Below are 20,446 nucleotides of genomic sequence, written 5' to 3'. Positions count from 1 at the left end.
TAAAGATTACCTAATCTGAAAGATTTATGGGAGGTTTGACTGGACTTTTTATTAAGGGTTACTGATCGGGATAATAAACTATGTTCAGGGGAGAATAAAATGAAAAGAACAGAAAAAGTTTTGCGATATTCTATTCGGAAGTCAGTTTTAGGTGTTGGTTCAGTCCTTATTTGTGCTCTGTTTTTGGGTCACAGTATGGTGGCGGCAGATGAGGAGCAGCCTGTTGCAAATGCAGTAGAGACTCCGGCCGCTGCATCACCAGTAAATCAGGATTTGACAACGGTCAGGGAGGCTGCTAATACGGAAGTAGGTACGTTTCTGGCTGAGAAAGTGACAGATCTTGGGAATAATCCAAATTTGTCAGATGAGGAGCTTGCAGCAGCTAAGGAGGAAGTCAATCAAACAGCTGCGAAGGCTCAGAATGAAATTGCTGCAGCTGAGGATAAAGAAAGGATTGATCAAGCTAAGGAAGATGGATTGGCAGACATCAACTCTGTCAATCCAGTCGGCAAAGATTTGCTTCTAGATGAAATCCAAAATGGAAAAGCAGAGTTTGATAAACTTGTAGATAGTAGCGATTTACTGCCTGAGGAGCAAAAGAAAAGCTTCCAAGAGTCTGTAAGGAAGAAGGCTGCAGAAGCAGAGGATGCAATTCAGAAATTAGATGTTAATGCAGCAACAGCAGAGCAGGCGGAAGTGATTCAAGAGCAGGCAGTAACCGAGGAAGATAAGTTTTTCAAATTTATAGCAAGTTCAACCGTAGATTTCACTCTGGCTGCCAAATTAGCTGACGTGGAAGCAAATCCTAATCTTTCAGAAGCAGAAAAGAAAGCAGTTAGAGGCGAGATAGAGCAGGTGGTGGAAGCAGCCAAGAAGGCTATTGAAGGAGCAGATTCTCAGGAAGTCTATGACCGGGAAAAAGAAACAGCTATAGCCCGCTTAGCCAAGATTCACCCTATTGGCAAAGAGCAGTTCTTAAAAGAAATTCAGGAAGAAAAAACAGCTACTATCGAGGCTGTTGAGAAGAGTCAAAGTCTTTCTGTTGAGGAAAAAACTGCAGCTAAAAAGAAAATTGAAGATGCAGCAGCCATAGCTCAAAAAGCAATTGCAGCTTATAATGCTTGGGTTGAAAGTCCTGATGATGCCGAAAAAATTCAAGAACAGGTAGCGGCAGAGAAGCAAGGTTTGCTGAAAGCTACGACTGGACTGAAACTAGATCTTGCTCTGTCTGATAAGCTAGCAGACTTACGGAGCAACCCGAATCTGTCAGATGCAGAACGGGCTACGGCTAAAGCTGAAGCGGAAGCAACTCTAGCAGATGCGAAAACAGCGCTTGAAAAGGCTGATGCCGAAGAAGAACTAGAGAGAATTGAGGAAGCTGGAATTGCTAGCTTGGACACGATTCATCCAGTTGGCAAAGATTTGGTTTTAGATGAGCTTGAAGAAGAAGTCGACAAACAGATTGAAGCAATTGAACATCACCAAAGACTTTCAGAACTCGATAAAAAGCAAGCTAAAGAAAAGATTCGAGCAGTATTAAAGACGGTGACAGATGCGATTGCGCAGCTAGATGATAGTGTAGACAGTGCTGAAAAAGCAGAGAAGCTGCAGGAACAGATTGCTGCTGAGCAGACAAAAGCTCTTGAAAATCTAGAAGCGATTGTCAAGAATGCTGCTAAAGCTAAGACAGCTTCTTCTATTCCAAGTGATTCACCACAAGAAACCAGGAAAGAAATTAGTGGAGGCGTCAGCGACTCTGAGCCAGCAATAGCAACGGCGTCGGAATATGATTTGTCTAGCCATGAAGTTGGAACTCATCCCGATACAGCTCCGCAGTCCTCAGTACAACCAGAATTCAGTGGCAATGTTAATGATTCAGAAGCACCAACAGCAACGTGGCCTGAATTTACAGGAGGCGTCAATGATTCAGAGACGATAACAGCGACAGAGTCAGAGTATGATTTATCTAGCCATGGGGTTGGAACTCATCCTGATACAGCTCCGCAGTCTTCAGTACAACCAGAATTCAGTGGCAATGTTAATGATTCAGAAGCATCAACAGCAACACGGCCTGAATTTAGTGGAGGCGTCAATGATTCAGAGCCAACCATGACAGAAAATAACACCTATGATGCTGGCGTTCAGCCATCAGTCAGGAGTGCACATCCAGACAGCGCTCCTCAAATGGCGGCTCTTCCGGAATTTACTGGTGGTGTCAATGCTGCTGACGCGGCAGTAGCTGATGCTTTACCTGCTTACCAAGTAACTAGCGGTATTTTGCCAGCAGTTGATGGGGCCAAATCAGTACAAGAGCAGTCTTCATCAGCTAAGGTCACCCAGCCAGCTCAGCTTAAAAACAAGGAAGGTAAGAGCGATGCGTCAGTCTTGCCGCATACGGGTCAAGCTTCTAATGCTCTTTTAACAGTTGCAGGAGTTATCAGTGCTTTAGGCACAGCTGGATTGTCACTCCGTAGTAGAAAAAAGGAAGATTAAGTTTTAAAGAGGCCACTTGGTCTCTTTTTTTATGGAAAAAATTTTCAAAAATTATGCAAACGTTTTACTAAAAGTGCTTGAAAAAGTCAAAAAAAAACGATATAATGGACAATGTGAAAGCGCTTTGCAAACGAGAGCTTAAAAAGAAAATATTTTTATTCAAAAGAAGGGGCTTATTATGGTCGAATTAAATCTGAAAAATATCTATAAAAAATATCCCAACAGCGACCACTATTCAGTGGAAGACTTCAATCTAGATATCAAGGACAAAGAATTTATCGTCTTTGTCGGTCCGTCCGGTTGTGGAAAATCAACTACTCTGCGTATGATTGCAGGTCTTGAAGACATCACTGAAGGAACTGCCTCTATTGACGGTACAGTGGTCAATGATGTAGCTCCAAAAGACCGGGACATCGCCATGGTCTTCCAGAACTATGCCCTTTATCCGCACATGACTGTCTACGACAACATGGCTTTTGGTCTCAAGCTGCGCAAGTACAGCAAGGAAGATATTGAAAAACGGGTCAATGAAGCAGCAGAAATTCTGGGCTTGAAGGAATTTTTGCAGCGTAAGCCAGCTGATTTGTCTGGTGGTCAGCGTCAGCGGGTAGCTATGGGACGTGCTATCGTTCGGGATGCAAAGGTTTTCCTTATGGATGAGCCTTTGTCTAACTTGGATGCTAAGCTGCGTGTTTCTATGCGGGCGGAGATTGCCAAAATTCACCGCCGTATCGGGGCAACAACTATTTACGTTACCCACGACCAGACTGAAGCTATGACCTTGGCTGACCGGATTGTTATCATGTCAGCGACCAAGAATCCTGCTGGAACTGGAACGATTGGACGAGTGGAACAGATTGGTACGCCGCAGGAAGTCTATAACAACCCAGTTAATAAGTTCGTTGCTGGCTTCATCGGTAGCCCAGCTATGAACTTCATCCCAGTTAAGCTTGAAGGGAATGAGATTGTCGCAGAAGGACTGCGCTTGACTGTGCCAGAAGGAGCTCTTAAGGTTCTGCGGGAGAAAGGATACGAGGGCAAGGAGCTAATCTTCGGTATTCGTCCGGAAGATATCAATGCGGAAGCTGCTTTCTTGGAAACTTTCCCGAATTCAGTTGTGCATGCTAAAATTTCTGTTTCAGAATTGCTGGGAGCAGAGTCTCATCTCTACTGCCAAGTGGGTTCTAGTGAGTTTGTAGCGCGTGTGGATTCACGGGATTACCTAGAAACTGGTGCGGGTATTGACCTAGGCTTTGACCTCAATAAAGCGCACTTCTTTGATCCAGAGACAGAGAAGACAGTCTATTAATCAGTTGATAAACAAAGAACGCAGACAGGCTTGTCTGCGTTTTTAAAATGGCTGTTATAACATCATTTTTTACTGAAAGGTGATCAGATTTTTTCTTGTTTTAGTTTTCCGATAAGAATCTCAGCTGAAATGGTGGCATGTGTAAGCTGCTCCCAATTGATTAGATTTTTTTCAACATGAAAGAGTAAAGGAGTCATCTGCAGCAGGGCAGTTTTCTCCTCAGAATGCAGAGCATGGGTTGATTCTACGGTTTTTCTAGATAGAATCGTAAAGTGCTTCTGGAAGTGCTGGATGATATCTTGATTAGAATAATCTTTTTGACGGAGCTGGTCAGCTACTTTAGTTCGAATTTCTTTCAGATGATTCTCTGTTGGGATGACTTTAATGATAAGTCCCTCTTTTTTCAATACTCGTTGAAATTCATGGTAATTAGCTGGTGAGAAGATGTCCAGCAAGACATCCATGCTTTGATCCTGAACGGGCAAGTGTGCCAAATCCCCGACGAACCATTTTACAGCCAGGCTCTGATCGCTTTTGGCAGCTAACTGGATGGAATCTTTGGATAAATCAAAAGCGTAAATTTCTTTGTTGGGGAATTTTTCCTGAATTTTTCGAGCATAGTAGCCCTCTCCGCAAGCGACGTCTAGAATGGTCTGTTCTTCAGGCAGGGCCTGCAGCAGATCCTGCAACTCGTCTAGGATATGCTGATAAAAGCCGGCTTCCAAGATGGCTTGCCTATTTTGAAAGCTTGTTTTGTCATAGTCTTTAGCTTGTTTAGCCTGGGGAGCTAGATTGACATAACCGAATTTGGCGATGTCGTAGGAATGGCGATTAGGACACTTGAGGCTGTTTTCTTCCATAGCCAAGCTTTGCTGGCAGAGTGGACAGGCCAGAGCTGGAGCTTGGGCAAAACGGGCAAGTTTTGGTTTCATAGGCGTTCTCTTTCTATTGTTTTTATAGTAAGGTATAGAAAAATCCGATTATTTGAATCGGATTTTTATCTTTAGTAGGTCAGGACAAAGTATTTCTTTTTACCGCGGCGGATAACTGTTAGCTCGTCTTCCAGTTTATCTGAGGCGCTGAGGACATAGTCTAAATCTTGAATGCGCTCACCATTGAGATAGATAGCGCCGTTTTGGACGTCCTCGCGAGCTTGACGTTTTGAGTTTACCACGCCAGCTGTCACAAGCAGTTCTACAATATTGAGGTTGTCTTCTGCTTGGACCTGATAGTTAGGCACACCGCGCAGGCCTTGTTTGAGTTCCTTGACGGACAAATTCTTGATATTTCCGGCAAAGAGCTGCTCAGTGATGTTGAGAGCTTCTTGATATGCTTCTTGACCGTGAACCAGACTGACCACTTCGCGAGCCAGAACTTTCTGCGCCAAGCGTTCGTGTGGTGCTGCTTCAAACTGTTGGCGAATCTCTTCGATTTCATCCAAGGACAGGAAGGTGAAGATTTTCAGGAAGCGGATAGCGTCTGCGTCCATGACATTCATCCAGAATTGATACATTTCGTAAGGAGAAGTCTTGTCAGGATTGAGCCAGACAGCATTACCTTCTGACTTACCAAATTTTTTGCCAGTAGCATCGGTAATGAGCGGAACGGTTATCACATGGCCAGTCTTGTCAGCCTTGCGGCGCAGGAGTTCTGTACCTGCTGTCATGTTGCCCCACTGGTCAGAACCACCGATTTGCAGGGTTACGTCGTGGTTTTGATTGAGGATATAGAAGTCATATCCTTGCATGATCTGGTAGGCGAATTCTGTATAGGAAATCCCTGTCTCAATCCGGCTCTTGACAGAATCTTTACTCATCATGTAGTTGACAGTGAAGTATTTGCCGACGTCACGCAGGAAGTCGATAAAGCTGATGCTGCTGAACCAGTCATAATTGTTGACCATTTCGGCCTTATTATCGCCCTTTTCAAAGTCCAGAAAACGAGAAAGCTGATCTTGGATGGATTTCACCCAGCCTTCCACAGTTTCCTTGGTCTGGAGGCTGCGTTCTGCATCCCTAAAGGATGGATCGCCAATCAATCCAGTTGCTCCTCCGACCAGCGCGTAGGGTTTGTGTCCGGCTAGTTGCAAGCGACGGCTGGTCAGAATGGCTACCAAGTGGCCAAGGTGCAGGCTGTCAGCGGTCGGATCGTATCCACTATAATAAGAGACTTGTCCTTCTTCTAAGGCCTTGCGTAAAGCTGCTTCATCAGTGGTTTGGAATACCAAGCCACGTTCTTTTAGCTCATCAAAAATGTGCATCATGTCTCTCCTATTCTAAAAGCCAATAAATTGGCTTATCTATATTTTAAATTTATGTTACTCTATTGTATCATAAAGCTTTTAAATAGCAATGATTCCTTGAAATAAATCATAGATATTTGGTATAATGGGAAGATAACAAGGAGAATCAAACTTGGAACAATTAATAGAGAAATTAAAAGAGTTCTGGGGAAAAGCCCAGCAGTTTATCAAAAAAATACATCTTCCAGAATGGAGCAAGAAAATCGGCAGTGGTAACAACGGCTGGTCTATCAGTGATGTTTTTGCTGTTTTCTTGCGGACTTTTAAACTTCTGATGAATATGGCTTTTGTGTTTATCTTCTTCGGTGGCGTAATCGGTGCTGGGATTGGGATAGGCTATGCAGCTAGTCTTTTCAGTAAGGTGGAAGTGCCCAAGCAGGAAGAGCTGGTCAAGCAGGTGAATAATATCTCTGGTATTTCTAAGCTTACCTATGCCGATGGCAGTTTGATTGCAGAAGTGGACAATGATTTGCTCCGCATCCCAGTTAAGAGTGACGCCATCTCTGAAAATGTTAAAAAAGCCGTTATCGCTACAGAGGATGAGAACTTTGAAACGCATAACGGAGTGGTGCCCAAGGCTGTGCTTCGGGCTACGCTCGGTTCAGTTGTTGGAGTTGGCTCGTCTAGCGGGGGGTCAACCATTACCCAGCAGTTGATCAAGCAGCAGGTGGTGGGCGATGCGCCGACCTTCAAGCGGAAAGCGGCGGAGATTGTTGATGCGCTGGCTTTGGAGCGCTACATGTCTAAGGATGATATTTTGACGACTTACTTGAACGTTTCGCCTTTTGGGCGCAACAATAAGGGGCAGAATATCGCCGGTGTGGAAGAAGCTGCTCAAGGGATTTTTGGTGTCTCTGCTAAGGATTTGACAGTGCCCCAGTCCGCTTTTATTGCCGGCTTGCCACAGAGTCCGATTGTTTATTCGCCTTATGCTGCGGATGGTAGTCTCAAGAGTGCAGGAGATATGGCTCTGGGCTTGGAACGTGCCAAGGATGTGCTCTATAATATGTATCGGACGGGCCAGCTAAGCGAGAAAGAGTACAAGGAGTACAAGGACTACGACCTGACCAAGGATTTCAAGCCTTCTGAAAGCTCGGAAAAATCTTCGCATGGCTACCTTTACTACACAGCGATTGAAGAAGCCCAGCAGACCATGTACGAGTACTTGATCCAGCGGGACAATGTTTCCCAGCAAGAGCTGAAAAACAATGATACTGTCAAGGCCTACAAGGAATTGGCTGCTAAAGAACTGAGCGATGGCGGCTATACTGTCACCACCACGATTAACAAGAACATCCACACTGCTATGCAAAATGCAGTAGCGAACTATGGCGGCGTCTTGGACGACGGAACTGGTGCAATTGAAGTGGGAAATGTCCTCTTGGATAATAAAACCGGTGCTGTGATTGGCTTTGTCGGAGGCAGAGATTATGCTTCTAATCAGAACAATCACGCCTTTGATACGGAACGCTCACCGGGTTCGACTATTAAGCCGATTTTGGCTTATGGGATTGCTATTGACCAAGGCCTGATGGGCAGTGCCAGCGTTCTTTCTAACTATCCGACTAACTTTTCAAGCGGTGACCCGATTATGCACGTGGACAGCCGTGGTACAGCCATGATGGACCTGCAAGAAGCGCTCAATACTTCTTGGAATATCCCGGCTTATTGGACTTACCGCGGATTACGCGAAAAAGGTGTCAATGTCCGTGGCTATATGGAAAAAATGGGCTATTACATCGATGACTACAGCATTGAGAGTCTCCCAATGGGCGGCGGGATCGAAGTATCTGTAGCTCAGCACACCAATGGTTTCCAAACCTTGGCTAATAATGGAACCTACCAGAAAAAATACATGGTTGAAAAAATCACAGACCGAGATGGCAAGGTGATTTACCAGCATAAGGCCAATCCTGTTCAGATTTACAGTCCAGCAGCTGCTACGATTATGCAGGAGCTCATGCGGGGAGTTATCAATTCTGGGGCTACTACGACCTACAAATCCAGAATCAGTCAGGTCAATGGAACCTTGGCTGGAGCCGATTGGATTGGTAAGACTGGAACGACCAACACCAACGGTGATATGTGGCTGATGCTTTCTACTCCTAAGATGACTCTGGGAGGCTGGATTGGTCATGATGATAATAGCTCTATGGCGGCGTTGACTGGTTATAACAATAACGCTTCCTACATGGCCTATATGGCAGATGCTATCTATCAGGCAGATCCGAATGCCTGGGGTGTTGGTGATAAGTTCACTCTTGATCCGAGTGTGATTAAGTCTGATGTACTCAAGTCCACAGGGGAAAAGCCAGGTACAGTAACGGTAAACGGCCGCTCTGTTAATCTCAGCGGTCCGACAGTGCCTAGCTATTGGGCTAAAAACGGTGCTCCGACCACGACCTACCGGTTTGGTATCGGGGCATCAGATGCGGATTATCAGAAGGCTTGGTCAGCTATACTGGGCGGTTCTACCTCTAATTCTAATTCAAGTTCCAATTCTAACAATAATCGGCAGGGGAACTAGCGCATCAAGAACAGTTTTTAACTTTTCAGAAAGCGGATGAAATCCTTGCAATTTCTAGCTAAATAAGGTATAATGATAACAATAATTTGTCGTGTGCTTTATTTGAAATATTGTCCAAATAGAAGCTTACAGCAGTTAAATCAAACTTGAATAAGTCAGATTTAGCTGCTCTTTTTGTGCCTATTTTTAGGAAAAACGGGTTACGTAATCATAATTTAATTTTTCTGAAAATTAAACAAAAGGGACTGATTGTGGCTGTTTTGCAGCGTTGTAAATGACAGAGGATTTTTCTCTGAAAACATTTCACAGAACTCGCTCTAAAAAGCGTGAGGTAAAGATATGCTTCTTCTCGCTTTATCAAGGGCTTAGTATCTTATCATAAAGGAGTAAAAACTTGGCAGGACATGAAGTTCGATACGGTAAACACCGTACCCGTCGTAGTTTTTCAAGAATTAAGGAAGTTCTTGATTTACCAAATTTGATTGAAATCCAAACGGATTCGTTCCAAGATTTCTTGGATCATGGTCTGAAGGAAGTCTTTGAAGATGTACTTCCTATTTCAAACTTTACCGACACCATGGAATTGGAATTTGTTGGCTATGAAATCCGTGAGCCTAAATATACGCTGGAAGAAGCACGTATCCACGATGCCAGCTACTCAGCGCCAATCTTTGTAACCTTCCGTCTGATTAACAAGGAAACTGGTGAAATCAAGACTCAGGAAGTCTTCTTTGGCGATTTCCCAATCATGACTGAAATGGGAACCTTCATCATCAATGGTGGTGAGCGGATTATCGTATCCCAGTTGGTGCGTTCTCCAGGGGTTTATTTTAACGATAAAGTTGACAAAAACGGAAAAGTTGGCTACGGTTCAACGGTTATTCCTAACCGCGGAGCTTGGTTAGAGTTGGAAACAGACTCAAAAGACATTGCCTACACTCGTATTGACCGGACACGGAAGATTCCTTTTACCACTCTGGTGCGTGCGCTTGGTTTCTCAGGAGATGATGAGATCTTGGACATCTTTGGTGACAGCGACTTGGTACGCAATACCATCGAAAAAGATATCCACAAGAACCCAATGGACTCCCGTACAGATGAAGCTCTGAAAGAAATCTATGAGCGTCTTCGTCCAGGAGAGCCTAAGACGGCTGAAAGTTCTCGTTCCCTTCTTGAAGCGCGTTTCTTTGATCCGCATCGTTATGACTTGGCAGCAGTTGGTCGTTACAAGATTAATAAGAAACTCAGCGTCAAGACACGCTTGCTGAACCAAACCATTGCAGAGCCATTGGTAGATGCTGAAACAGGAGAAATCTTGGTTGAAGCTGGTACAGTTATGACCCGCAGTGTCATTGACAGCATTGCAGAGCAGCTGGACAATGGTTTGAATAAAATCACTTATATTCCAAACGACTCAGCTGTCTTGACAGACCCTGTAGAATTGCAGAAGTTCAAGGTTGTGGCACCAACTGATCCAGACCGCGTTGTGACTATCATTGGTAACGCAAATCCTTCTGACAAGGTACGGATTGTAACACCAGCTGACATCTTGGCTGAGATGAGCTACTTCCTCAACTTGGCTGAAGGTATTGGTCGTGTGGACGATATTGACCACTTGGGGAACCGTCGTATTCGTGCTGTTGGTGAGCTTTTGGCTAACCAAGTCCGTCTTGGACTTTCTCGGATGGAGCGTAATGTCCGTGAACGGATGTCTGTTCAGGATAATGAAGTATTGACTCCACAGCAAATCATTAATATCCGTCCAGTAACTGCAGCCATTAAAGAATTCTTTGGTTCTTCACAGTTGTCACAGTTCATGGATCAACACAATCCACTGTCTGAGCTTTCTCATAAGCGTCGTCTGTCTGCCTTGGGACCCGGTGGTTTGACACGTGACCGCGCTGGTTATGAAGTGCGGGACGTGCACTATACTCACTACGGTCGTATGTGTCCGATTGAAACGCCTGAAGGACCAAACATTGGTTTGATCAATAACTTGTCTTCTTATGGACACCTTAACAAATACGGATTTATTCAGACTCCTTACCGTAAGGTAGACCGTGAAGCTGGCGTGGTAACCAACGAAATCGTTTGGTTGACAGCTGATGAGGAAGATGAATTTATCGTAGCGCAGGCCAACTCTAAGCTGAATGAAAAAGGTGGCTTTGCAGAGCCTATCGTTATGGGACGCCACCAAGGTAATAACCAAGAATTCCCATCAGACCAAGTAGACTACATGGATGTATCGCCTAAGCAGGTAGTTGCCGTAGCGACAGCATGTATTCCTTTCTTAGAAAATGACGACTCCAACCGTGCTCTCATGGGTGCCAACATGCAGCGTCAGGCTGTGCCTTTGATTGATCCAAAAGCACCTTATGTTGGTACTGGTATGGAATACCAAGCTGCCCACGACTCTGGTGCAGCGGTTATTGCTCAGCATGATGGTAAGGTTACCTATGCGGATGCAGACAAGGTTGAAGTCCGCCGTGAAGATGGTTCTCTTGATGTTTACCAAATTCAAAAATTCCGCCGTTCGAACTCAGGAACTGCTTACAACCAACGTACCTTGGTAAAAGTTGGCGATGTCGTTGAAAAAGGCGACTTTATCGCTGACGGACCTTCTATGGAAAATGGAGAAATGGCCCTGGGACAAAACCCAATCGTTGCCTACATGACATGGGAAGGTTACAACTTCGAGGATGCGGTTATCATGAGTGAGCGTCTGGTGAAAGACGATGTCTACACCTCTGTTCACTTGGAAGAATACGAATCAGAAACTCGCGACACCAAGCTTGGCCCAGAAGAAATTACCCGCGAAATTCCAAACGTAGGGGAAGATGCCCTACGCAATCTGGACGAAATGGGGATTATCCGCATTGGGGCGGAAGTCAAGGAAGGCGACATCTTAGTAGGTAAAGTTACCCCTAAGGGTGAAAAAGATCTTTCTGCTGAGGAACGTCTCTTGCACGCTATCTTCGGAGACAAGTCTCGTGAAGTCCGCGATACCTCTCTGCGTGTGCCACACGGTGCCGACGGAGTGGTTCGTGACGTGAAGATCTTTACCCGTGCTAATGGTGATGAACTGCAATCTGGCGTTAATATGCTGGTTCGCGTCTACATCGCTCAAAAACGTAAGATTAAGGTCGGAGATAAGATGGCTGGTCGTCACGGAAACAAGGGGGTTGTATCCCGTATCGTTCCTGTGGAAGACATGCCTTACTTGCCAGATGGAACACCAGTTGATATCATGTTGAATCCACTCGGGGTACCATCTCGTATGAACATTGGTCAGGTTATGGAGCTTCACCTTGGTATGGCAGCACGTAACTTGGGCATCCATATTGCAACTCCAGTCTTTGATGGAGCAAGCTCAGAAGATCTCTGGGATACAGTGCGCGAAGCTGGTATGGATAGTGATGCCAAGACTATTCTCTATGACGGACGTACCGGTGAGCCGTTTGACAACCGTGTATCTGTCGGTGTCATGTACATGATCAAGCTCCACCACATGGTAGATGACAAACTCCATGCCCGCTCAGTAGGTCCTTACTCAATGGTTACCCAACAGCCGCTTGGAGGTAAAGCTCAGTTTGGTGGACAACGTTTTGGTGAGATGGAAGTTTGGGCCTTGGAAGCTTACGGTGCTTCTAACGTTCTGCAAGAAATCTTGACTTACAAGTCAGATGATGTCAATGGACGTTTGAAGGCTTATGAAGCTATTACCAAAGGGAAACCAATTCCAAAACCAGGTGTGCCAGAATCCTTCCGCGTTCTTGTCAAAGAATTGCAATCTCTTGGTCTGGACATGCGCGTTCTCGATGAAGATGACAATGAAGTAGAACTGCGTGACCTAGACGAAGGTGAAGATGATGATGTGATTCACGTTGACGATCTTGAAAAAGCGCGTGAAAAAGCAGCTCAAGAAGCGAAAGCAGCTTTTGAGGCTGAAGGAAAAGAATAAGAATACACACTGATTAGAAAATGAAGAAAGGTAAGAAATAGTGGTTGATGTAAATCGTTTTAAAAGTATGCAAATCACCCTAGCTTCTCCTAACAAGGTCCGTTCATGGTCTTATGGGGAAGTGAAGAAACCTGAAACAATCAATTACCGAACCCTGAAACCAGAACGCGAAGGCCTTTTTGACGAAGTGATCTTCGGTCCAACAAAGGACTGGGAATGTGCCTGTGGTAAGTACAAACGGATTCGTTACAAAGGAATCGTCTGTGACCGCTGTGGTGTTGAAGTAACCCGCGCCAAGGTTCGCCGTGAGCGCATGGGTCATATCGAATTGAAGGCACCTGTTTCACATATTTGGTACTTTAAAGGAATTCCAAGCCGCATGGGACTCACTTTGGATATGAGCCCACGTGCCCTGGAAGAAGTCATTTATTTTGCGGCTTATGTGGTGATTGATCCTAAGGATACACCGCTAGAGCACAAGTCAATCATGACGGAGCGTGAGTACCGTGAGCGTTTACGCGAGTACGGCGCAGGCTCATTTGTAGCCAAAATGGGAGCAGAAGCTATTCAAGATCTCTTGAAACAAGTGGACTTGGAAGCTGAGATTGCTGTCCTAAAAGAAGAATTGAAAACTGCTTCAGGTCAAAAACGGATCAAGGCTGTCCGTCGTTTGGACGTCTTGGATGCTTTCTACAAGTCTGGCAATAAGCCAGAATGGATGGTTCTCAATATCCTGCCGGTTATTCCGCCAGATTTGCGTCCGATGGTTCAGCTGGATGGTGGTCGTTTTGCGGCTTCTGACCTCAATGATCTCTATCGCCGGGTTATCAACCGGAACAACCGTTTGGCTCGTTTGCTTGAACTCAACGCCCCTGGTATCATCGTTCAAAATGAGAAGCGGATGCTTCAAGAAGCGGTTGACGCTTTGATTGATAATGGTCGTCGGGGCCGTCCGATTACAGGACCAGGCAGCCGTCCACTTAAGTCTCTGAGCCACATGCTCAAAGGAAAACAAGGGCGTTTCCGTCAAAACTTGCTGGGTAAACGGGTTGACTTCTCAGGTCGTTCCGTTATCGCCGTTGGTCCTACGTTGAAAATGTATCAATGTGGTGTGCCGCGTGAAATGGCGATTGAGCTCTTCAAGCCGTTTGTGATGCGGGAAATCGTTGCTCGTGATATCGTGCAGAACGTGAAAGCTGCCAAACGCTTGGTAGAACGTGGAGATGAGCGTATCTGGGATATTCTGGAAGAAGTGATCAAGGAACACCCAGTGCTTCTTAACCGCGCACCGACTCTTCACCGTTTGGGAATTCAGGCTTTTGAGCCAGTTCTGATTGACGGTAAAGCTCTGCGTTTGCATCCACTGGTCTGTGAAGCCTACAATGCCGACTTTGACGGTGACCAAATGGCCATCCACGTACCGCTTTCAGAAGAAGCGCAAGCTGAAGCTCGTATCCTCATGCTGGCTGCTGAGCACATCTTGAATCCGAAAGATGGTAAACCAGTTGTAACACCATCTCAGGATATGGTCTTGGGGAACTACTACCTGACCATGGAAGAGGCTGGCCGCGAAGGCGAAGGCATGATTTTCAAGGATATGGATGAGGCGGTCATGGCCCTCCGTAATGGCTATGTTCACTTGCATACTCGTGTTGGTATCGCAACGGACAGTCTTAATAAACCTTGGACTGAAGACCAGAAGCATAAGATTTTGATTACAACTGTTGGTAAAATTCTCTTTAACGCGATTATGCCAGAGGAATTGCCTTACTTGCAAGAGCCGACTAATGCTAACTTGACAGAAGGTGTGCCAGCTAAGTACTTCTTGGAGTCAGGACAAGACATCAAGGAAGTCATTGAACAGCTTGAGATCAATGTTCCGTTTAAGAAGAAAAATCTTGGTAACATCATCGCAGAAATCTTCAAACGATTCCGTACAACAGAAACATCTGCTCTTCTTGATCGCTTGAAGAACTTGGGTTATCACCATTCTACTTTGGCTGGTCTGACAGTAGGTATCGCTGATATCCCAGTTGTCGAAGACAAGGCTGAGATTATTGAAGAATCCCATAAGCGTGTTGAACAAATTACTAAACAATTCCGCCGCGGTATGATTACTGATGACGAACGCTACAATGCAGTGACTGCTGAGTGGCGGGCAGCTCGTGAGAAATTGGAAAAACGTCTGGTTGCCAACCAGGATCCGAAGAACCCTATCGTTATGATGATGGACTCTGGAGCCCGGGGTAACATCTCTAACTTCTCCCAGTTGGCCGGTATGCGTGGTCTGATGGCTGCGCCAAATGGACGTATCATGGAATTGCCAATCTTGTCTAACTTCCGTGAAGGGCTGTCCGTTCTGGAAATGTTCTTCTCAACCCACGGTGCTCGTAAGGGTATGACCGATACGGCCCTTAAGACTGCCGACTCAGGTTACCTGACTCGTCGTCTGGTTGACGTTGCCCAAGATGTGATTATCCGTGAAGACGACTGTGGTACAGATCGCGGCTTGCTCATCACTTCTATCACAGAAGGCAAGGAAATGATCGAGTCTCTGGAAGAGCGCCTAAATGGTCGTTACACTAAGAAAACAGTTAAACATCCAGAAACTGGTGCTGCCATTATTGGTCCAAATGAATTGATCACAGAAGACAAGGCGCGTGAGATTGTCAATGCTGGTGTTGAAGAAGTGACGATCCGATCTGTCTTTACATGTAACACCCGGCACGGTGTCTGCCGTCATTGTTACGGTATCAACTTGGCGACGGGTGATGCGGTTGAAGTCGGTGAAGCAGTCGGAACCATCGCTGCCCAGTCTATCGGGGAGCCTGGTACACAGCTGACCATGCGTACCTTCCACACGGGTGGTGTTGCCTCTAATACCGATATCACGCAAGGTCTTCCTCGTGTCCAAGAAATCTTTGAAGCCCGCAATCCAAAAGGGGAAGCGGTCATCACTGAAGTCAAGGGTGAAGTTACTGCTATCGAAGAAGATGCATCTACTCGTACCAAGAAGGTCTTTGTTAAAGGCCAAACTGGCGAAGGTGAATATGTGGTACCATTTACAGCCCGCATGAAGGTAGAAGTGGGCGACCAAGTTTCTCGTGGTGCTGCCTTGACCGAAGGTTCTATCCAGCCTAAGCACTTGCTGGCTGTCCGCGATGTCTTGTCTGTTGAAACTTACCTGCTTGCTGAAGTACAGAAAGTTTACCGCAGCCAAGGGGTAGAAATCGGCGACAAACACATTGAGGTAATGGTTCGTCAAATGATTCGCAAGGTGCGCGTCATGGATCCAGGTGACACAGATCTCCTCATGGGTACTCTCATGGATATCACTGACTTTACAGATGCTAACCGTGATGTGGTTATCTCAGGCGGTGTACCTGCGACAGCTCGTCCAGTCCTCATGGGAATCACCAAGGCTTCCCTTGAGACAAACAGCTTCCTATCTGCAGCTTCCTTCCAGGAAACAACTCGTGTCCTGACAGATGCTGCTATCCGTGGTAAGAAAGACCATCTGCTCGGACTCAAGGAAAATGTTATCATCGGTAAGATTATCCCAGCTGGTACTGGTATGGCCCGCTATCGCAATTTGGAGCCTCAGGCTGTCAATGAAGTTGAAATTATCGACGAAGTGACAGAACTGCCAGGTGGATTTGAAACTGAAGAAAATATTGTTCTTAAATAAAGAACTTTCCCTCCCGATTTTCGGGAGGGATTTTTTGTTGCAGCCGATAATTTCTTGCTCGCCACTAAATATTATCCTATAATATACTTAGAAAGTTGTTTTTAAGTTCTCCTTTATGGATAAACAACTATAGAAGAAACAGTCAAGATTTCCTATTTCAGTTTTTCTATGATGCGAGATGCCATATTTATTTTTAATCAGGGAAGTAGCTGGTTTTTTGTAGTATGATAGCGCTAGGTTATACTATTTTAAAAATCCTAAAATAGTAGGAGGGGGAGATTTGAAATTTTAAAAAAGAGGAGATTGGTTTTAATGGTAGTGGTCGGAGGTTATAGAGAACGATAGCTGGCATTTATCCAGCTAGCTCATTCATGAAGGGAGGATTTTGAAATATAAAGAATAGAAAACAATTAGATTACAAATAGAATAATATTTTATTACAATGAATAAAGATTAAAAAATATAGGTAAAAAGCACAAAATTCTGCATAAAATAGGACTTTAAGCCTATAAGTTCTTTCCTTTTTATTTATTTTTTTGAGAAAACCGAAAAATTTCAGCAATTTTAAGTTACAGTTAAGTTAAGAAAATTAAAATAATCTTAAATAAGTTACCAACATGTAAATTACTATTAAGAAAGTATAAAATAATAGTTCATGCTTTGATTATTGAAACGCTTGATGGTAAAATAACTAAGGTTACTTAAAACAAACATTTTTTAGTAAAAAGTTAATATAACAATGTTGATTTTTGGTGAGGAAAAATGAAGAAAATTAAGGTAATGGTTGTTTTTGGAACTCGTCCAGAAGCAATTAAGATGGCTCCACTGGTTATTGAACTGAAGAAGCAGGCAGACTTGTTTGAGACAACAACAGTTGTGACTGCTCAGCATCGTCAGATGCTGGATCAGGTACTTGAAACTTTTAAGATTAAGCCTGATTATGATTTGGATATTATGGGGAAGAATCAAACCCTGACAGATATTACTGTCAAGATCCTGCATAAGCTAGATGATATCTTAAAGGAAAACAAGCCAGATATTATGCTGGTGCACGGTGATACGACAACGACCTTTGCAGCTAGTCTTGCAGCGTTTTATAATCAAGTTCGTATCGGCCACGTGGAAGCTGGTTTGCGGACTTGGAATAAATACTCTCCATTCCCAGAAGAGATGAATCGTCAGATGACCGACTCTTTGACAGACTTGTATTTTGCCCCAACGGATCAGAGTAAGGCTAACTTGCTCAAGGAAAACCATCCAGCAGAAACAGTTTTTGTGACAGGGAATACAGCTATCGACGCTCTCAAGCTGACCGTCCAGGCTGATTATCAGCACGAGGTTCTTGACCGTATTAATCCAGCTCGCAAGATGATTTTAGTGACCATGCATCGCCGGGAAAATCAAGGTGAGCCGATGAGAAGGGTCTTTCGAACTCTACGACAGATTGTAGATGCCCATGATGATGTGGAAATTGTCTATCCCGTTCACCTGAGTCCAGCGGTTCAGGAAGCGGCTAGAGAAATTCTGAGTGACAATGAGAAAATTCATCTGATTGAGCCTTTAGACGTGTTGGATTTCCATAATATCGCAGCTAAAAGCTACTTCATCATGTCAGACTCAGGCGGAGTACAAGAGGAAGCGCCTTCCTTAGGTAAGCCTGTACTGGTACTTCGTGATACAACAGAGAGACCAGAAGGAGTTGAAGCCGGCACCTTGAAGCTGGTCGGTACAGAAACTCAAGCAGTAGCAGAGGCAATGGAAGCCCTGCTGACAGATGAGTCACTCTATCAGGAAATGGCCCAAGCCAGCAATCCGTATGGTGACGGTAAGGCTTCTGAGCGGATTGCTCAAGCTATTGCCCACTATTTTAAGCAAACGGCTAAACCAGAAGAATTTAAGACAGGAGTAAAAAATGTTTAGGAAAAAAGGACTAGAAAAATCATTAGCAGTCTTTGTACTGGCAATTGGACTAATTCTTTTCTACAGTTGGAATTTTGCAGCTAACATATTTTATATCGGAATCGCGCTGATTTTATTAGGTATTTTTAGTGTTTTTGTCCTATCTGATCTCTTGGTGACATGGGCTATGATTCTGGGTGTGGTTATCGCAACTCTGATCTTGCTCTTTGATGTAACCTACCTACCGGACAATCAGGTTCTCTTCTTGCTTTATGTCTTCCCTGTCAGTGCTTGGCTGACCAGCCGAGTGAATTTCTATCTTCATCAGCGCTTGGGATTAGTGCAGGATGACAGTGAAGATGCTGCTGAGGCCTATGAAGAAATGGTTCAGAAAGTAAATCAGAAACAAGCTCCAGCCTTTCAGGCCTTGTTGGTCCATTGGGCGCACAATCATCATTTTTATCAAATTCACTCTCGGGAGTACAAGCGGATGCTCAAGAGAATTTTACGACTGCTTAACTGGGACTTCCAGAATGTAGAAACAGTTTACTATGTATCCAATGGTAACTTTCTCGTTCTGGTAGAAGATCTGGATCAGGAAGTCAAGGAATATTTCCAAGAGAAAGTGCGTGAAGATTTAACGATGATGCACTTTGAGAATAAGAAAACTGACCAAAAAATTCAGTTTCAGTCCGGCAGTTTAAAACTGAACGCTCAAAATATTGACAAATTCCATAATTTCGATGACGCTTTGAGCAATCTGGAGCGTCAGCTTGAAACCGACATTATCGTAGAATACTAGGAGGTAAACACATGTCTTTAACAGAAGTATTTTTTATCATCTCTATGGTGCTAAGTATCTTTTTTGCTATTAGCTTTTTGGTCCTCTTCATTTATTATCTGGTTATTTACAATCGGGTCAATAAAAATTTTAGGGCGGTGACTCGTCATGATTAGTCAACTTATTATGATTGTCACTCTGTTCTCCATCTGGATGTCTCTGGCTTGGGCTTTGGTTATTCTATGCTCTTCCGTGCATTTCTGGATGAAACGCAGTGACTTCAACGTGGATACCAGCCCATTGGAACATTATCCTATGGTTACAGTCGTTGTCCCAGCCCACAATGAAGATGTGGTTATCGCTCAGACAACTAAGGCCATTCTGGACTTGGACTATCCTCATGACCGAGTGGAAGTTCTGCTCTTTGCGGACAATTGCTCGGACGATACTTATCAGGAAATGCTGAAAGTACAGGCTATGCCTGAGTATGCTGGACGCAATATTACAATTACAGACCGTACTGGTACGGGAGGTAAGGCAGGGGTGCTGAATGACGCCCTGAAGATGGCCAAGGGTGAATATATCTGTGTCTATGATGCGGATGCCATGCCAGAAAAGAATGCTCTTTACTTCCTAGTCAAGAAAGTTTTGGAAGATCCAGAACGCCACGTTGCTTCTTTCGGACGCAACAAGACCCGGAATGCCAACCAGAACTTCCTGACACGTTGTATCAACCAAGAAATCGTTGTAACTCAGCGTGTTTACCACGTAGGTATGTGGCATCTCTTCAAGATTGGACGGATTCCAGGTACAAACTTCTTGATTAACACTGAGTTTGTTAAGAGTATTGGTGGTTGGAAAAATGGTGCCTTGACAGAGGATACGGAAATTTCCTTTAAGATTATGCAGAGTGGCAAGCTGATTGCTTTGGCTTATAACTCAGAGGCCTTCCAACAAGAGCCAGAAACCCTCAAGTCCTACTACATGCAGCGTAAGCGCTGGGCTAAGGGGAATTACGAGGTAGTTCTTGCCAACTTCAAGCATCTTTTTAGTGGTGGTAACTGGCGCGTGAAACTGGAAGTGTTCAATTATTCTTGTATCTTCTTCTGGTTTAATTTGGCGATTGTCTTATCTGACTTGGTTTTCTTTGCCAATGTAGCGGCGATGATTACCCAGCTCTTTGTACCGGATGTGCGGATTCCTTTCGCTTTTGATGCTCAGAATATCTATATCGTCCAGCTGATGCTCTTTAACTGGCTTCTGATGATTTTGCTTTATCTTTTGCAGATCAATATCGCCCTGGCTTCTCAGTTTGGACAGGCGACCACCAAACAGATTTGGCTGGCCCTTGTGTCCTATTTGACTTACTCTCAGCTCTTTATCGTTGTCTCTTTAGATGCAGTAGGATCTGTTATCTTGGACAAGATTTTGAAGCGGAAAGAAACCAAGTGGGTTAAAACAAAACGATTTGCAGGTTAGGAGAAAG

The 20,446-nt window shown here is 44.6% G+C and carries 11 protein-coding genes; 9 read left to right on the top strand and 2 right to left on the bottom strand.

Going from position 1 to position 20,446, the window contains the following annotated elements; genetic code table 11:
• Positions 1 to 99 precede the first annotated feature (99 nt).
• Complete coding sequence (locus tag O3620_RS04335) at positions 100 to 2,493, top strand: SIALI-17 repeat-containing surface protein (protein ID WP_371601465.1); 2,394 nt, start codon at positions 100 to 102, stop codon at positions 2,491 to 2,493.
• 178 nt (positions 2,494 to 2,671) lie between these two features.
• Positions 2,672 to 3,802: an ABC transporter ATP-binding protein gene (locus O3620_RS04330; protein ID WP_002919877.1), complete on the top strand. Its 1,131-nt coding sequence runs from the start codon at positions 2,672 to 2,674 to the stop codon at positions 3,800 to 3,802.
• An 83-nt stretch (positions 3,803 to 3,885) separates the two neighbouring features.
• Here O3620_RS04330 and O3620_RS04325 read toward each other — a convergent pair whose 3' ends face one another.
• Positions 3,886 to 4,734: a putative RNA methyltransferase gene (locus tag O3620_RS04325; protein ID WP_002919876.1), complete on the bottom strand. Its 849-nt coding sequence runs from the start codon at positions 4,732 to 4,734 to the stop codon at positions 3,886 to 3,888.
• A gap of 71 nt (positions 4,735 to 4,805) precedes the next feature.
• Positions 4,806 to 6,062 carry a tyrosine--tRNA ligase gene (gene tyrS / locus O3620_RS04320; protein WP_371601480.1) on the bottom strand — a complete coding sequence of 419 codons (1,257 nt, stop codon included), beginning with the start codon at positions 6,060 to 6,062 and terminating at the stop codon, positions 4,806 to 4,808.
• A 154-nt stretch (positions 6,063 to 6,216) separates the two neighbouring features.
• On the opposite strand from tyrS, the gene pbp1b reads away from it, so the two are divergent.
• From pbp1b to O3620_RS04285, 7 genes are all read left to right on the top strand, one after another.
• Entirely contained in the window at positions 6,217 to 8,631 is a 2,415-nt protein-coding gene (pbp1b, locus tag O3620_RS04315) for a penicillin-binding protein PBP1B (RefSeq protein ID WP_002919874.1), read from the top strand.
• 394 nt (positions 8,632 to 9,025) lie between these two features.
• Entirely contained in the window at positions 9,026 to 12,592 is a 3,567-nt protein-coding gene (rpoB, locus tag O3620_RS04310; RefSeq protein WP_002919872.1) for a DNA-directed RNA polymerase subunit beta, read from the top strand.
• A gap of 40 nt (positions 12,593 to 12,632) precedes the next feature.
• Positions 12,633 to 16,280 (top strand): DNA-directed RNA polymerase subunit beta', encoded by a 3,648-nt coding sequence (rpoC, locus tag O3620_RS04305; protein ID WP_002919871.1) that lies wholly within the window; start codon positions 12,633 to 12,635, stop codon positions 16,278 to 16,280.
• Positions 16,281 to 17,042: 762 nt separating this feature from the next.
• A complete protein-coding gene (gene wecB, locus O3620_RS04300; protein WP_371601464.1) occupies positions 17,043 to 18,200 on the top strand; it encodes a non-hydrolyzing UDP-N-acetylglucosamine 2-epimerase in 1,158 nt (385 codons plus the stop codon).
• A complete protein-coding gene (locus O3620_RS04295; protein WP_002898651.1) occupies positions 18,193 to 18,981 on the top strand; it encodes a hypothetical protein in 789 nt (262 codons plus the stop codon). Before wecB ends, O3620_RS04295 begins: the two co-directional genes overlap by 8 nt.
• Before the next feature lie 11 nt (positions 18,982 to 18,992).
• Positions 18,993 to 19,136, top strand: a complete 144-nt coding sequence (locus O3620_RS04290; RefSeq protein WP_002896778.1) for a hypothetical protein — start codon at positions 18,993 to 18,995, stop codon at positions 19,134 to 19,136.
• Positions 19,129 to 20,439 (top strand): glycosyltransferase, encoded by a 1,311-nt coding sequence (locus O3620_RS04285; protein WP_002896777.1) that lies wholly within the window; start codon positions 19,129 to 19,131, stop codon positions 20,437 to 20,439. The genes O3620_RS04290 and O3620_RS04285 overlap by 8 nt, the downstream gene beginning before the upstream one ends.
• Positions 20,440 to 20,446 lie beyond the last annotated feature (7 nt).

This window comes from Streptococcus sp. 27098_8_134 (assembly GCF_041431675.1).
In the GTDB taxonomy this organism is placed as follows: Bacteria; Bacillota; Bacilli; order Lactobacillales; family Streptococcaceae; genus Streptococcus; species Streptococcus sanguinis_R.
The sequence above is the reverse complement of the archived record's forward strand: the minus strand, read 5'-3'. Positions and strand labels throughout refer to the sequence as shown.